Genomic DNA, 15247 nt, shown 5'->3' with positions numbered 1-15247 from the left:
CCGGCGCCCTTGTGCGTTAAAGCGAATCCCATGAACGTAGAAGAGTTTTACCAGCACGCGTTGCAGAAGCGTGATTTCAAGGCCGATGCCGCCCAAAGGCGCGCGGTCGACCGCCTGCAGCTGTGCTATGACGAGTGGGTGGCCTACAAGGGCCAGCGCTCGAGCACCTTCAAGCGCCTGCTGAACCGTCCTGCCGTGCCGAAAGGCGTGTACATGTGGGGCGGGGTGGGGCGCGGTAAATCGTTCCTGATGGACAGTTTTTACTCGGTCGTGCCCCTCGTGCGCAAGACGCGTTTGCACTTCCACGAATTCATGCGCGGCGTGCACCAGCAGCTCGATGAATTGAAAGGCGTGGCCGACCCGCTCGACGAGGTGGCCAAGCGCATCGCCAAGAAATACCGCCTCATCTGTTTCGATGAATTCCACGTTTCCGACATCGCCGACGCGATGATCCTGTACAACCTGCTGTCGGCCCTGTTCGCCAATGGCGTGTCCTTCATCATGACGTCGAATTACGATCCGGACCTGCTGTATCCGGACGGCCTGCATCGCGACCGCATGCTGCCGACCATCGCGCTGCTCAAGGACAAGCTCGACGTGATGAACGTCGACGCCGGCGTCGATTACCGCGGCCGCGCGCTGGAGCAGGTGGAAAGTTACTATACCCCGCTCGGCGCGGAAACCGACAAGGCCCTGCGCGACGCCTACACGCGCATCGCCGAGACGGCCGACGAAGACGCGCGCATCCGCATCGAGAGCCGCGAAATCCACTGTCTGCGCCGCGCCGGCGGCATCATCTGGTTCGATTTCGCCACCTTGTGCGGCGGCCCCCGTTCGCAAAATGATTATCTGGAAATCGCCAGCCGCTTCCATACGGTGATATTGTCCGGCATACCGGCCATGTCGGCGGCGCAGTCGTCCGAGGCGCGCCGCTTCACGTGGCTGATCGACGTGTTTTACGACCAGAAGGTCAAGCTGATCATGTCAGCCGAAGTGCCGCCGGATGAGCTGTACACGAACGGCATGCTGGCCAACGAGTTTCACCGCACCGTTTCGCGTATCATCGAGATGCAATCGCGCGAATACATGGAAAAAGAACAGCGCGGCGCGGCCGACGCGATCGTTTGAGGCAGGGATAATGAACATGATGGCAAATACACTATACAAGCTGGGTGCGGCGCTGGGCCTGGTCCTGGCGTTGTCCGCCTGCGCGCACCAGGGTGCCGCGGCATTGGATGAGGTCGGCGCACCGCAGGTGCCCGCGACCCTGTCCGTGGAAGAAGCGGACGCCAAGCTGAAGCAGTCGGCCAGCGAGCGCGAGGCGGCGGAAAACGAGTTTGCCGCGCGCGAAATCGAGTGCTACGACAAGTTTTTCGTGAATAACTGCCTCGACAAGGCCAAGGAAAAGCGCCGCCTGATCCTCGTGCGCCTGCGCGCCGTCGATGCGGAAGCGAATTACTTCAAGCGGGCCGAATCCGTGCGCCTGCGCGATATCGACCTGGCCAGGACGCAGGAAAGTGCGCGCCTCGACGCCGAGCAGCGGGCCGCCGCCGTGCCCAAGCCCGTGAAAGTGGTCACGCCCGAGCCGGCGCCGCCCAAGCCGCAAGGCAAGAGCCTTGCCGAACGCGAGGCCGAGCAAGCGGCGAAGGTGGCGAAACAGGCCGCCGCCGATGCGGCCGAAGCGCCGCGCCGCGCGGCCCGTGAAGCCGCCTATGCGAAAAAACAGGCGGAAGCCGTGGAGCGCCAGAAACGGGTGGCGCAACGCCTGGCCGAGCGCCAGGCCGAAGCGCAGGCCAAGGCTGCCAAGGCTGCGGCCGCCGCCGCCAGCACGCCAGCCGTTGTGCCTGTGCCGCCAGCCAATTAAGACTGCCGTGCAAGGGTACGCCGGAAATGGCGTGCCCTAAGGCGCGCGGCAGGTTAAACTACGCACCATGGCTGCCTGCGCGCGCCGGTTTCCCAACATTGTCAGTAACACTGCCTGGAACGCAACACATGAGCGATGCACAGCAAATAGAGCGGCGCCTGATTGAACTCAACGTGGAACACCGCGACCTCGATGCCGTCATCGAGTTGCTGATACTCGATGGCCACCATGACGAGCTGCAGCTGCGCCGCCTGAAAAAGCGCAAATTGCAATTGAAGGATCACATCACCTTGCTGAAAATGCAGTTGGTGCCCGACGTTCCCGCCTGAGGGGCGCCAGTAGCGTCCAGTCCAGCCTTCACCTAAGTATATTTTGACCGATCACAATTTATTGCCAGTAAGCCCAGATGGCCAGCCGGCCGATCCGCAAGCCAGTCTGCCAGCCGAACCGCAGGCGGCGCCTGGCAAGCACGATGCCGACATCGAGCGCCTGTTTGGCGCCGGTGGCCCGCTCGGTCCGGCCGTGGGCAGCTACAAGCCGCGCCGTTCGCAAACGGAAATGGCGAAAGCCATCGCCAGCGCCATCGACAGCCAGACGACCTTGATCGCCGAGGCGGGCACGGGCACTGGTAAAACCTTCGCCTATCTGGTGCCGGCCCTGATGTGGGGCGGCAAGACCATCGTGTCCACCGGCACGAAGAACTTGCAGGATCAATTGTTCCTGCGCGATATCCCCACCGTGCGCGCCGCGCTGCAGGCGCCCGTTTCCGTCGCCTTGCTCAAGGGCCGCTCGAACTACGTCTGCCACTATCATCTGGAACGCACCCTGCAGAACGGGCGCATGACGTCGCGCGACGACGTGGGCCATCTGCGGGAAATCTCGCGCTTCATCAAGATGACCAGTTCCGGCGACAAGGCCGAGCTGGCCAAGGTGCCGGAAAACGCCATGATCTGGAACCTGGTGACGTCCACGCGCGACACCTGCATGGGTGCCGAATGCCAGTACTACCAGGATTGCTTCGTGATGAAGGCCCGCAAGGAAGCACAGCAGGCCGACGTGGTGGTGGTCAACCATCACTTGTTCTTTGCCGACGTGGCCCTGAAGGACACGGGCGTGGCGGAGTTGCTGCCGTCGGCCAATACCATCATCTTCGATGAGGCGCACCAGCTGCCCGATACGGCCACTTTGTTCTTTGGCAATACGGTATCGACCTCGCAAATCCTCGAGCTGTGCCGCGACGTGCTGGCCGAAGGCCTCGCGCACGCGCGCGGTATCGACTGGGCCAAGATCGTCACGGTGGTGGAAAAGGCGGCGCGCGACCTGCGTCTGACCTTCCCGCAAGACATCGTGCGCCTGTCCCTGCCGCAGATCGCCCCGTCGAGCGACTTTTTCCCCGCGCTCGACACCCTCAAGGATGAGCTCGATGGCATGGTGGCCGTGCTGGAAACCCAGGCGGAACGGGCGGAAACGCTGGAGCAGTGCAGAGTGCGCGGCGTCGAGCTGGCGCAGCAGCTGAGCGGCTGGAAGTTCGATCCGAAGGCGAAAGTGGCGGCTGGCGAGGAAGCCGTGTTCTGGGTGGAAGCGTTTTCCAGCTCCTTGCAGTTGCATAAAACGCCATTGTCGATCGCGCCGATCTTCAACAACCAGCGCGAAGGCACGCCGCGCAGCTGGATTTTCACGTCCGCCACCCTGGCCGTGAAAAACGACTTCAAGCATTTTTCCGAACAGATGGGCTTGACGGGCGAGCCGTCGCATACGTGGCCGTCGCCGTTCGACTATGGCCAGCAAGGCTTGCTGTTCGTGCCGCAAAACCTGCCGCAACCGAACTCGCTCGGCTACACGGACGCCGTCATCGACTGCGCCTTGCCCATCATCGAGGCGGCGGGCGGGCGCACCTTCTTCCTGTGCACGACCTTGCGCGCCGTCAAGCGCGCCGCCGAGCGCCTGGCCGACGAATTCAGGCAGCGGGGCCTGAACTTCCCCCTGTTCGTGCAGGGAGAAAAGGGCCGCACGGAATTGCTCGACCAGTTCCGCGCGGCCGGCAATGGCGTGCTGATCGGTAGTCAGAGCTTCTGGGAAGGCGTCGACGTGCGTGGCGATGCGCTGTCCCTCGTCATCATCGACAAGCTGCCGTTCGCGCCGCCCGACGACCCGGTGCTGGCCGCGCGCATCGAAGTGATGGAAAAGCAGGGCAAGAACGGTTTCATGCACCACTCGCTGCCGGAAGCCATCATCAACTTGAAGCAGGGCGCGGGCCGCCTGATCCGCGACGAAGGCGACCGGGGCGTACTGATGATCTGCGATCCGCGCCTCATTTCCAAGCCATACGGCAAGCGCATCTGGCAAAGCCTGCCGCCGTTCAAGCGCACGCGCGATACCGCCGAAGTGGTGGAGTTCTTCCGCAACCTGCCCGCCAAGGGCGCTTAAGCTCCGCTTGCCGGCGCCATCCGTGCGCCGGCTTATTTCCCTTTGTTATCAAGCGAGTAGCGCTTTTTCACGCGCCGCCCGCTTGCGTGCTTGTCATGCCAGAAAGCGGCGCAATCACGCCAGTTTCTGGCATTGTGACGCATGTCCACGACGCCAGACACATCTTTGCGCCAGCGCAAAAAGGTTGTTGCTGAGCGGTCTACAGTGAGCCCATGCCTTACAGGGGCAAGGCGCGGCGATGGCAGGGCCGCACGGGGAACAGGGGGATGCCATGGAGATCCGCTACGGCTGTTTCTTGAGTTATGCACACGGCCAATATGCGTTCATGAACAAGTTCAAGAATGACCTCATCGAGGCGCTGGCGTGCTATCTGGAGCCGCACCTGGACCGCGAGGAGGTCCTGTTCATTGACAGCGAGCAGCTGGGCGGCGGCGACGATATCGACTTGCGCGTGGCGCGGGCCATGTGCCAGAGCGTCTGCATGATCGTGCTGTACACGCCCAAATATGAAGCGCACGGCTATACGCGGCGCGAATTTGCCGCCATGCAGCTGATCGAGCAGGAGCGGCGTGCCTGGTATGAACTGCCCAGTCATTTGATCATTCCCATCATCATGACGCGCCATCCGGACGGCTTGCCGCCGCAAATCACGGAGTCGGGCCTGTACGTCGATTTTTCCGGCTATACGCTGGCCAGCGGCGACCTGAAGTCAAACCCCCAATATCTGCCCGACATCGAACGCATCGTGCAGCGCATCGCCACGCATTACCACTTGCTCAAGCGGTCAACACCGCCCGGTCACGATTGCAGCCGTTTCGTGTTGCCCGATATTCCACCGGAATGGCGCGCCATTCCGCCTCCCCACTTTCCACGTTAATCACGTAAAAGGTCCTGTCATGGAATGCCAACGCCTCTCCCTGCCGCCTTTGAGCGCCCCTGGCGAAGTCGTCACTTTCTATTCCTACAAGGGCGGCACCGGCCGCACCATGGCCCTGTCGAATATCGCCGTCCTGCTGGCGCGCCGTGAAAACGCCAGCGTGCCCGTGCTGATGCTGGACTGGGACATGGAAGCGCCGGGCTTGCACCATTATTTCGAGCAGCACGAGGAGCGACCGGGCGTGCTCGAGTTCTTCGAAGCGTGCCGCCAGCAGCTCGAACGCATCAGCCTGGAAACGGCGGGCGGGCGCGCCGGCGGACAGGGCACAGGACGCGAGGACGCGGCGCTGGCCCAGCGCGTGCTCGACGCCATCGACTGGCAGCAGTACGTGGTGCGCGTCGACCAGGGCAGTCCGCTGTACCTGATGCGCGCGGGGCGCTTCGACGCCAGCTACAGCGAGCGCCTGGCGCAGATGCGCTGGGATCAGCTGTTCGACACGTGCCCGGCCCTGTTCCGCTGCTTCGCCGATACCCTGGCCCAGCATTTTCGCTACGTGCTCGTCGATTCGCGCACGGGCCGCACGGACAGCGCCGGCATCTGCACCACCTTGCTGCCGAAAAAGCTCGTGGTGGTCTTCACGCCGAACCGGCAAAGCCTGGAAGGCGTCGACGCGCTCGTCACGCGGGCCATCGAGTACCGCCGCAGCCATGAAGACGAACAGCGTCCGCTGCTCGTGTATCCCTTGCCCTCGCGCATAGAAATGGGCGATGGCGCGCAGCGCGCCGAGTGGCGCCGTGGCGACGCGCACAAGGGCATCGCCGGCTTCCAGCCCATGTTCGAGCGCCTGCTGCGCACCTCCTATGGCTTGCCGCATATTGCCCTCGACAGCTATTTCGACGAAGTCCAGCTACAGCAGACGAAAACCTTTGCCTATGGCGAGCAGCTGGCCGTGCGCATCGACCAGGGCGGCGACCGCTTTTCCCTCACGCGCACGTTCGAAGCTTTTTTGCAGTGGCTGACGGGCGGCTACTTCCCATGGCAGTCGAGCCGTGAAATCGCCTTGCTGGGCGCCATCAGTGAAGCGCGCCAGGCCTTGCTGGCCGAGCCGGGCCGCGCCGTGGCCTTGCCGCTGGCGCGCGACCTGGCCCGTTTGGGCGAGCTGTACCGCAAGGATGGGCGCAGCGCCCAGGCGCTCGACGCCTTTCGCCAGAGCGTCGAGATCCGCGTGCGCCTGCTGGGCGAGGAGCATCCCGACAGCCTGGCGTGCAAGAGCGGCATGGCGCGCCTGCTGCGCCAGCTGGGCAAGTTCGATGAAGCCCGCTTCCTGGAAGAAGACGTGCTCGACGTGCGCGAACGCGTGCTGGGCGGCGAACATCCGGAAACCCTGGCCGCCCGGGCCTGCCTGGCGCAAACCCTGTTGCAGCAGGGGGAGCTGGCGGCGGCGCTGCTGCTGCAGGATACGGTGCTGGCCACCTATGCGCGCCAGCTGGGCGGCGAGCATCCGCTGACCCTCGATGCGATGGATGGCCGCGCCGCCACCTTGCTGCGCATGGGCCGGCTGGCACAGGCGCAGCAAGTGCTGGCCACGGTGGTGGCGGCGCGCGAGCGCCTGTTTGGCGCCGAACATGGCGATACCTTGCGCAGCAAGCTGGCCCTGGCGCAGGCGCTGGGGCGTGAAGGCGACCTGGAGGGCGCGCGGCGCCTGCTCGCCGCCGTGCTGCAAGTGCAGGAAAAACGCCTGGGCAGCGACCATGTGGCCACCTTGTCCACGCGTGACTTGCTGGCCGACATCGTGGCCGGGCAGGGCGACTGGGCCGGCGCGCGCCAGTTGCACGAAGACCAGGTGGCGGCGCGCGAGCGCACGCGCGGGCTCGACCATCCGGAAACCCTGATGAGCCAGCGCAAGCTGGCCGAGGCGCTGCTGCGGCGCGGTGAACTCGATGCGGCGCGCAGCGTGCAGGAGCAGGTGCTGGAAGTGCATGCGCGCCTGCTGGGCGAAGACCACCTCGATACCTTGCACAGCAAGACGCAATTGGCCGGCACCCTGCAGCAGCAGGGCGACAGCGAGGCGGCGCGCCTGCTGGAAGATGCCGTGCTCAGCGGCAGCGACCGGCTGTTGAACGCCCCCGTCACGGGGCATGCTGACAGCGTGCTCGACGGCGCGCGGCATTTGCAGGAAACCATCCTGGCCGGCCGCGCCAGCGGCCACGAAGGGGCCGAGCCGGATACCCTGGCCAGCATGATCTCGATGTTGCAAGGCATGATCGAGCGGGAACAGTATCCGCAGGCGGGCGAACTGGCCGAACATTTGAAGTCCTGCCTGCTGCGCCCGGGCGTGCCGGGCAAGCTGCGCAGGCGCGGCATGGCGCAGCTGAAAAGAATGTACAAGTTGCAAGGCGACCTGAATGCCTTGCTGGCCTTGCAGGAGGATGAAGTGCAGGCGCTGGAAGGGGCGTTGTCGGAAGCGCGCATCGAACAGCGCTGACCTGGCTGCCCCATCTTCGCGCGGCGGCACAAAAAATGCTGCCTATCGGCGTGCGGCATGCGCAGTGTGGGCATTGCTTCAGGTAAAATCTCGTTATGAGAATTCTTATCAGTAACGACGACGGTTACCTGGCGCCCGGTCTGGAGGCATTGGCCGACGCGCTCGCACCCATCGCCGACATCGTCGTGGTGGCGCCCGACAGCAATCGTTCGGGCGCGTCCAATTCGCTGTCCCTGGACCGGCCCTTGTCCGTGCACAAGGCCGCCAACGGCTTTTACTTTGTCAACGGCACGCCCACCGACTGCGTGCACGTGGCGCTGACGGGCATGCTCATCGAGCGTCCCGACCTGGTGGTGTCCGGCATCAACAACGGCCCCAACATGGGCGACGACACCCTGTACTCGGGCACCGTCGCGGCCGCCACGGAAGGTTATCTGTTCGGCATTCCCGCCATCGCCTTTTCCCAGTCGCAGTTCGGCTGGGCCAACCTGGACGCGGCCGCCCGCGTGGCCAGGGAAATCGTCGAGCGCCAGTTTGACGCCCTGCAAAAACCGTATCTGCTGAACGTGAACATCCCGGCCATCCCTTACGCGCAATTGCAAGGCGTGGTAGCCACGCGCCTGGGCAAGCGCCATTCGGCCGAGCCCGTCATCCGCGCGCTCGACCCGCGTGGCCGTGAAATCTTCTGGATCGGCCCGGCCGGCGCGGCCAAGGAAGGCGGTCCGGGCACGGACTTCCATGCCGTTGAACATGGACAAGTATCGATCACGCCGCTGCAGATCGACCTGACCCATACCACCCAACTCGATGCACTGGCAAAAGGCCTGGCATGACCGCTCACTATGACTGACAAGCCGCGTACCTTCCCCCTTTCCCTCGATTCGCTGGCCGGCAAGCCCGCCAGGCAGGGCGGGGGGCAGTCGCTGCCCCAGTCCCGGATCGCCACGCCGCAGACGGCCACGCAGAATGCGGCGCAAAACGCGGCGCGCGGCGTGGCGCAGCCGTATGGCGCGCATGCGGCCATCGCGCCGTCGCGCGCGCAAGCGATCGCCAATGAGCGGGCGCAGCCGGCCGTCGTGTCGCCGCCGCGGCAAAACCCGCTCGTCTCGGAAGCCGTGCGCCGGGCCATGGTGGCCCGCGTGGCGAAGCAGGGCGTCAAGGACCAGGTCGTGCTCGACGCGCTGCAAGCCGTGCCGCGCCACATGTTCATGGACGAGGCGCTGGCCTCGCAGGCGTATATCGACGCCTCCTTGCCCATCGGCCACCACCAGACCATTTCGCAGCCGTACATCGTGGCGCGCATGATCGAAGTGATGCGCCAGGGCGGCGCGCTGCAGCGCGTGCTGGAAATCGGCACGGGCTGCGGCTACCAGGCCGCGGTGCTGTCGCTGGTGGCGAAAGAGGTGTATTCGATCGAGCGTATCCGGCCTTTGCACGAACTGGCGAAGGCCAATCTGCGCCCGCTGCGCGTGTCGAATCTGCGCTTGCAGTACGGAGATGGTATGCTTGGCCTGCCGCAGGCGGCGCCCTTCGACGGGATTATCCTTGCCGCAGCCGGCCTGGAAGTCCCGCAAGCCCTGCTGGAACAGCTGGCGCCCGGCGGGCGTCTGGTTGCGCCGGTGGGGGCTAAATTGCAACACTTACAACTCATTACCCGGGTGGGGAAAATGGAATGGACCAGCCAGACCCTGGAAGATTGCCATTTCGTGCCTTTGCGCCCGGGCACCATATGATCCCCGGATCAGCTAGCAAGCAGGACATACAATTACATGCGAATGATTAAGAAAAGTAACATACTTCTATGTAGCATCACCTTGGCCGCGCTGTTGAGCGGTTGCGGCACGACCGGCGTCCAGGCGCCCGTCGTGGAGCGCCACCCACCGAGCAGCAGCGCCGCCGCCAGCGATCCGCGCGACCGCGACCCGGCCTATTACACGGTCAAGCGCGGCGACACCCTGCTGCGCATCGCCCTCGAGCACGGCCAGAATTACCGCGACCTGGTGACCTGGAACGACTTGAGCAACCCGAACGACATCAAGGTCGACCAGGTGCTGCGCGTGCTGCCGCCAACCGGCGACACGGGCGGCGCGCAAACGTCGGCCATCGTCATGCCGCCGTCGACGGAAGTCAAGCCTGCCGCGCCTGTCGTGCCGAAGAAAACGGGCCCGCGCGGCGAGAAGCGCGCGTATTCCGACGCCACCCTGGCCGAGCTGCGCGCCGATGGCGGCACCAGCGACGCCAAGCCGACGCCGGCGCCGGCGGCAACCGTCGCCACGGCACCTGCTTCCGCCGCAGCGGCAGCCCCTGCGGCATCGGCGCCTGGCGACGACAAGATCAGCTGGATGTGGCCGTCCGAAGGCAAGGTCATCGGCACTTTCGACGAAGGCAAGAACAAGGGCGTTGATATCGCCGGCAAGGCGGGCCAGCAAGTGGTGGCCGCCGGCGCGGGAAAAGTCATGTATGCCGGGAGCGGAATCCGTGGTTATGGTAATCTTGTCATCGTGAAGCACAGTAATAGTTTATTGTCGGCGTATGCGCATAACCGCAGCATCCTGGTGAAGGAAGGGCAGAACGTCAACAAAGGCCAGGCCATCGCTGAAATGGGCGATTCCGATGCCGACCGCGTGAAGCTGCACTTTGAAATCCGACAGCAGGGCAAGCCCGTCGATCCTTCGAAATTCCTGCCTAACCGTTAGGTAAAGCAATGACACACGCGCCGCACGATCAGCTGGACGATGACCCGGAACTGCCGGAAGACGGGGCAGACGAAGTCGTGACGGACGATATCGGCGAGCTCGACGGCATTGACGCCGTCGACGCGGGCGAGGGCGGCGAGGTGGCCAGCGTCAGCGTGGTGGTCGAAAGTGTCGATGAACTGAAAAAAGTGCTGGCGGCCGAGCTGTCGACCGATACCACGCAGCACTATCTGAACCAGATCGGCACGCGGCCCCTGCTGACGGCGCCGCAAGAGGTGCATTACGCCACCCTTGCCAAGCAGGGCAATTTCGAAGCCCGGCAAACCATGATCGAGCACAACCTGCGCCTCGTCGTGTCGATCGCCAAGCATTACATCAACCGCGGCGTGGTCTTGCTCGACATGATCGAGGAGGGCAACATCGGCCTGATGCGGGCCATCGACAAGTTCGAGCCCGAACGCGGTTTCCGTTTCTCTACCTACGCCACCTGGTGGATACGCCAGAGCATCGAGCGCGCTATCATGAACCAGGCGCGCACGGTGCGCCTGCCCGTGCATATGGTGCGCGAACTGAACCAGATCCTTCGCGGCAAATACCACCTGGAAGCCCAGCACCACGACGGCAAGGATGCCACGGCGGAAGACATCGCCCATCTGGTGGGCCGTCCCGTGGAGGAAGTGCAGGATATCCTGGCCCTGTCCGAGCACGCCACCTCGCTCGACGCGCCGCTCGACAACGACCCGCAGTCGTCCTTGATGGACATGCTGCCCGGCGCCAGCGAAGACAGCCCCGACGCGCGCGCCGAACACCATGAAATGACGGTGCTGGTGCGCGACTGGCTGACCAAGCTGCCCGACAAGCAGCGCGTCGTCATCATGCGCCGTTTCGGCCTCGACAACGACGATCCGGCCACCCTGGAAACCCTGGCCGAGGAAATGGGCGTGACGCGCGAGCGCGTGCGCCAGATCCAGCAGGAAGCCTTGATCAAGCTCAAGAGGGCCATGGCCGCGCGCGGCGTCGTGCGCGACTCTCTGCTCTAGGACGCCCGGTCCCGGTATTTCCGGGGCCGCATCTGCTATCATACGCCCCGCTCGCGGCGCCTGACCTTTCCCCCATTCTTTCAAGTTCCAGCGCGGCCCTGCGTCCTGGCCCACTCTTACCTATTGATCGCTATGCAAGAAAATATCATCGAAATCAAATCGCTCGACATGGACGCCCGTGGCGTTGGCCATATTGAGAACGAAGACGGCTCGCCGGGCAAGGTCGTGTTTGTCGAAGGCGCATTGCCGGGCGAGCGCGTCAGCTTTGTAACGTTCAAGAAAAAGAAGAACTGGGAAATGGCCCGCATGACGGCGCTGCACCGCGAATCGGCTATGCGCGTGACGCCCAAGTGCAAGCATTTCGACAATTGCGGCGGCTGTTCGATGCAGCACCTGGAACCGTCGGCGCAGGTGGCGATCAAGCAGCGCGTGCTGGAAGACAATCTGTGGCATATCGGCAAGGTGCGTCCGCAAAGCATCATGCGTCCCATGTATGGCCCGACGTGGGGCTACCGCTACCGCGCGCGCCTGTCCGTGCGCCACGTCAAGAAGAAAGACGCCGTGCTGGTGGGTTTCCATGAAAAGAAATCGGCGTTCGTTGCCGACATGGATAGCTGCGAGATCCTGCCGCCGCACATTTCCGCCATGCTGCTGCCGCTGCGCGGCCTGATCGCTTCGCTGTCGATTTTCGACCAGATGCCGCAGATCGAGCTGGCCGTGGGCGAAGACGTCACCGCCATGGTCTTGCGCATCATGGCGCCGTTGACGGCGGACGACGAAACGAAATTGAAAGCCTTTGCCGACGAGTACGGCGTGCAATGGTGGCTGCAGGTGAAAGGCCCGGAAACGGCCGTGCCGTTCTACCCGCTCGACAAGCAATTGCATTATTTGCTGCCGGAATTCGGCGTCAAGATGCCGTTCAAGCCCGTCGATTTCACGCAGGTGAACCACCACATCAACCGCGTGCTCGTGTCGAAAGCTCTGCGCCTGCTGGAAGTGCAGCCGACGGACCGCGTGGCCGACCTGTTCTGCGGCCTGGGCAATTTCACCTTGCCGCTGGCCACGCAGGGCAGCGCAGTGGTCGGTATCGAAGGCAGCACCACCCTGACGGAGCGGGCGCTGGAAAACGCGCTGGCCAATGGCCTGGCGGAAAAAACCTCGTTCTCGACGCGCAACCTGTTTGAAGTGACGACGGACGACCTGATCGCGCTGGGCAAGTTTGACCGCATCCTCGTCGACCCGCCGCGCGACGGCGCCATGGCCCTGTGCCAGGCGCTGGTCGGCCTGTCGCAAGTGCGCCCGGATCTGCTGCCGAAACGCATCGTGTACGTCTCGTGCAGCCCGTCGACCCTGGCGCGCGATGCCGGCATCCTGGCGCTGGAAGCCGGTTATGTGCTGAGCAAGGCGGGCGTGGTCAATATGTTCCCGCATACCTCGCATGTCGAATCGATGGCTGTATTTGATTTGCCTCAGTAAGTCTGTCTGATACGGCGGGTGGCCAGGCAGGCACCCGCCGTTGCCGCATTCAGCGGCGCAGCAAGCTGTCGCAATACCACTTACACCGTGTTATAAAACTGGTCTGTCTTTTCCCGATTCAGCGTCTTTTTTCATCCTCCCTCTGCCGTTTTTTCATTGTCCAGTAGGACAACACGCCGTTTACACCTTCCGCTGCGCTTTCTGTTTGAAGTGGTATTGCTCACTTTGATGCCACTTCAAAACCACTTGACCGCCTATTTTTTCAGCAGCATGCTGTTCTTGCAACTGCAAAAAAACAAAATCACAGGGTAGTTATTTACGAAGCAGAGTGGCATTTCTGCAAACCTGAACAGGAGACAATGTGGAAAATTTAATACTCAAAAAAACAATCAGGAACATGATGGTATGTCTGGCCAGCGGCGGTGTGCTGGCGGCATGCGGTGGCGGCGGCGGTGACGCAGGCGCGCCGGCTGGTTCGCAATTGCTGGCGGCCAGCACGGTCGTCGCTTGCGTGCCATGGCAGGAGGGCGGCACCTACAACGCGGGCACGGTGGTCACGTACCTGGGCGCCAACTACACGGCCCTGGTGACGCAGACCGATCACGTGGGCTCGGGCTGGAATCCCGTTTCCACGCCTAGCCTGTGGAGCGCCGGCGGCACTTGCGACGGCGGCACCACGCCCACGCCGACGCCGACCCCGACCCCGACACCGGAACCAACGCCGACCCCAACACCGACTCCGACCCCGACGCCAACGGGCGGCACCTGCGCACTGGCGTGGGCGGCCGGCACGGCTTACAGCGCGGGCGCCACCGTCAGCTATGCGGGCACGAACTACCGCGCCAATTACTGGACGCAGGGCGACAACCCGTCGACCAGCAGCGGCGGCGCCGGCACGGGCAAGCCATGGACCAGCCAGGAGATCTGCAGCACCACGCCTACTCCAACCCCGACGCCTACCCCAACGCCTACTCCGACACCGACGCCGACGCCTACTCCAACGCCGACACCTACTCCAACCCCGACACCTACTCCAACGCCAACCCCAACTGGCCGCGAAGTCGGTTCCTATTTCGCGCAGTGGGGCGTGTATGGCCGCGACTATGAAGTGGCGAACGTGCACACGAGCGGCGTGGCCGACAAGCTGACCTTCATCAACTACGCCTTCGGCAATATCTATCCGAAAAACGGCGGCTATGAATGCGCCATGATCACCAAGACGGAGCCGGGCGCGACGAATCCGAATTCGCCCGATGCGGGCACGGGTGGCGATGCCGAGGCCGACTACATCCGCACGCCGAAGCGCACCGTTGATGGCCAGGCGATTCCCTGGGATGCTCCCTTGTCGGGCAACTTCCTGCAGTTGAGAAAACTGAAGGCGGCGCACCCGAACCTGAAGCTGTTCATCTCGCTGGGCGGCTGGAGCTGGTCGAAGAACTTCTCCGTCGGTTCTGCCACCGATGCGCTGCGCAAGCAGATGGTGCGTTCGTGCATCGACATCTACATCAAGGGCAACCTGCCGGTGCAGGGCGGTCGTGGCGGCGTGGGCGCGGCGGCCAACATCTTTGACGGCATCGACATCGACTGGGAATATCCGGTCGGCGGCGGCCAGCCGTACAACACGGTCAGCCCCAACGACAAGCGCAACTTCACCTTGCTGATGGCGGAATTCCGCAGCCAGCTCGATGCGCTGGGCGCGGCCAACGGCAAGCGCTACCTGTTGACGGCGGCTGTCGGCGCCGGCAAGGACAAGATCGACAACACGGAACCGGCCCTGTACTCGCAGTACATGGATTGGATCAACCTGATGACCTACGACTTCCACGGCGGCTGGGAAACGAGCACCAACTTCAATGCCCAGCTGTTTGCCGACCCTGCCGATCCATCGACGGGCATGGCGCGCGAATACGTGGGCGACAAGGCGGTGCAGTACATGATTGCCGCTGGCGTGCCGCGCGACAAGCTGCTGCTGGGCATACCGTTCTATGGCCGCGGCTGGACGGGCGTGGCGCCAGGGCCGAATGGCGATGGCCTGTACCAGGCGGCCACGGGCACGGCGCCGGGCACCTACGAGTCGGGCATCGAGGACTACAAAATCCTTGTCGCCAAGGCTGGCACGCGCTACTACCATCCCGTGACCAAGCAGCTGTACCTGTACACGGGAGCGGGCGGCCAGTGGTGGAGCTATGACGACCCGACCGTCATCGGCACCAAGGTCAAGTACGTGAAGGACCAGGGCTTGCGCGGCGCGTTCTCGTGGGAACTCGATGGCGACGCGAATGGCGTGCTGGCGACCGAGGTGTGGAAAGTGCGGTAACACTGGAGTAGAGTAAGACGCGGCCGGGCGGCATTGCTGCCCGGCCGCTTGTTCACATAAAAAAC

The 15247-nt window shown here is 63.8% G+C and carries 12 protein-coding genes; all 12 read left to right on the top strand.

What is annotated here, in order from left to right:
* Positions 1–30 precede the first annotated feature (30 nt).
* The 12 genes from zapE to AC4BCN_RS21790 all read left to right on the top strand — a co-directional run bounded on the left by zapE (position 31) and on the right by AC4BCN_RS21790 (position 15182).
* Positions 31–1128: a cell division protein ZapE gene (gene zapE, locus AC4BCN_RS21845; RefSeq protein ID WP_034752052.1), complete on the top strand. Its 1098-nt coding sequence runs from the start codon at positions 31–33 to the stop codon at positions 1126–1128.
* 16 nt (positions 1129–1144) lie between these two features.
* Positions 1145–1864, top strand: coding sequence for a hypothetical protein (locus AC4BCN_RS21840; RefSeq protein ID WP_490491756.1), 720 nt, complete (start codon positions 1145–1147; stop codon positions 1862–1864).
* A 128-nt stretch (positions 1865–1992) separates the two neighbouring features.
* Positions 1993–2193, top strand: a complete 201-nt coding sequence (locus AC4BCN_RS21835) for a YdcH family protein (RefSeq protein ID WP_034752051.1) — start codon at positions 1993–1995, stop codon at positions 2191–2193.
* A gap of 43 nt (positions 2194–2236) precedes the next feature.
* On the top strand, positions 2237–4291 hold the full coding sequence (gene yoaA / locus AC4BCN_RS21830; protein WP_490491755.1) for a DNA repair helicase YoaA: 2055 nt from the start codon (positions 2237–2239) through the stop codon (positions 4289–4291).
* Positions 4292–4562: 271 nt separating this feature from the next.
* Entirely contained in the window at positions 4563–5168 is a 606-nt protein-coding gene (locus AC4BCN_RS21825; protein ID WP_034752049.1) for a toll/interleukin-1 receptor domain-containing protein, read from the top strand.
* A 19-nt stretch (positions 5169–5187) separates the two neighbouring features.
* Entirely contained in the window at positions 5188–7653 is a 2466-nt protein-coding gene (locus tag AC4BCN_RS21820) for a tetratricopeptide repeat protein (protein WP_490491754.1), read from the top strand.
* Between the two features lie 95 nt (positions 7654–7748).
* On the top strand, positions 7749–8486 hold the full coding sequence (gene surE, locus AC4BCN_RS21815; RefSeq protein WP_139089970.1) for a 5'/3'-nucleotidase SurE: 738 nt from the start codon (positions 7749–7751) through the stop codon (positions 8484–8486).
* A gap of 9 nt (positions 8487–8495) precedes the next feature.
* Positions 8496–9386, top strand: a complete 891-nt coding sequence (locus tag AC4BCN_RS21810) for a protein-L-isoaspartate(D-aspartate) O-methyltransferase (RefSeq protein WP_490491753.1) — start codon at positions 8496–8498, stop codon at positions 9384–9386.
* A gap of 42 nt (positions 9387–9428) precedes the next feature.
* Positions 9429–10349, top strand: a complete 921-nt coding sequence (locus AC4BCN_RS21805; protein ID WP_490493624.1) for a peptidoglycan DD-metalloendopeptidase family protein — start codon at positions 9429–9431, stop codon at positions 10347–10349.
* An 8-nt stretch (positions 10350–10357) separates the two neighbouring features.
* Positions 10358–11389, top strand: a complete 1032-nt coding sequence (gene rpoS / locus AC4BCN_RS21800) for an RNA polymerase sigma factor RpoS (RefSeq protein ID WP_128142399.1) — start codon at positions 10358–10360, stop codon at positions 11387–11389.
* A 132-nt stretch (positions 11390–11521) separates the two neighbouring features.
* Complete coding sequence (rlmD, locus tag AC4BCN_RS21795) at positions 11522–12865, top strand: 23S rRNA (uracil(1939)-C(5))-methyltransferase RlmD (RefSeq protein ID WP_490491752.1); 1344 nt, start codon at positions 11522–11524, stop codon at positions 12863–12865.
* A gap of 397 nt (positions 12866–13262) precedes the next feature.
* Positions 13263–15182, top strand: a complete 1920-nt coding sequence (locus AC4BCN_RS21790; RefSeq protein ID WP_490491751.1) for a glycosyl hydrolase family 18 protein — start codon at positions 13263–13265, stop codon at positions 15180–15182.
* Positions 15183–15247: the final 65 nt, after the last annotated feature.

Source organism: Janthinobacterium sp. Bl 1 (assembly GCF_058215535.1).
Note: the sequence above shows the minus strand (reverse complement) of the source record. Positions and strands in the feature narration are given on the sequence as shown.

Excerpts from the sequence above, each read along its gene's own strand:
- surE (WP_139089970.1), top strand. The coding sequence starts at position 7,749 with ATGAGAATTCTTATCAGTAACGACGACGGTTACCTGGCGCCCGGTCTG.
- zapE (WP_034752052.1), top strand. The coding sequence starts at position 31 with ATGAACGTAGAAGAGTTTTACCAGCACGCGTTGCAGAAGCGTGATTTC.
- rlmD (WP_490491752.1), top strand. The coding sequence starts at position 11,522 with ATGCAAGAAAATATCATCGAAATCAAATCGCTCGACATGGACGCCCGT.
- AC4BCN_RS21810 (WP_490491753.1), top strand. The coding sequence starts at position 8,496 with ATGACTGACAAGCCGCGTACCTTCCCCCTTTCCCTCGATTCGCTGGCC.
- AC4BCN_RS21835 (WP_034752051.1), top strand. The coding sequence starts at position 1,993 with ATGAGCGATGCACAGCAAATAGAGCGGCGCCTGATTGAACTCAACGTG.
- AC4BCN_RS21805 (WP_490493624.1), top strand. The coding sequence starts at position 9,429 with ATGATTAAGAAAAGTAACATACTTCTATGTAGCATCACCTTGGCCGCG.
- AC4BCN_RS21820 (WP_490491754.1), top strand. The coding sequence starts at position 5,188 with ATGGAATGCCAACGCCTCTCCCTGCCGCCTTTGAGCGCCCCTGGCGAA.
- AC4BCN_RS21790 (WP_490491751.1), top strand. The coding sequence starts at position 13,263 with ATGATGGTATGTCTGGCCAGCGGCGGTGTGCTGGCGGCATGCGGTGGC.
- AC4BCN_RS21825 (WP_034752049.1), top strand. The coding sequence starts at position 4,563 with ATGGAGATCCGCTACGGCTGTTTCTTGAGTTATGCACACGGCCAATAT.
- AC4BCN_RS21840 (WP_490491756.1), top strand. The coding sequence starts at position 1,145 with ATGATGGCAAATACACTATACAAGCTGGGTGCGGCGCTGGGCCTGGTC.
- rpoS (WP_128142399.1), top strand. The coding sequence starts at position 10,358 with ATGACACACGCGCCGCACGATCAGCTGGACGATGACCCGGAACTGCCG.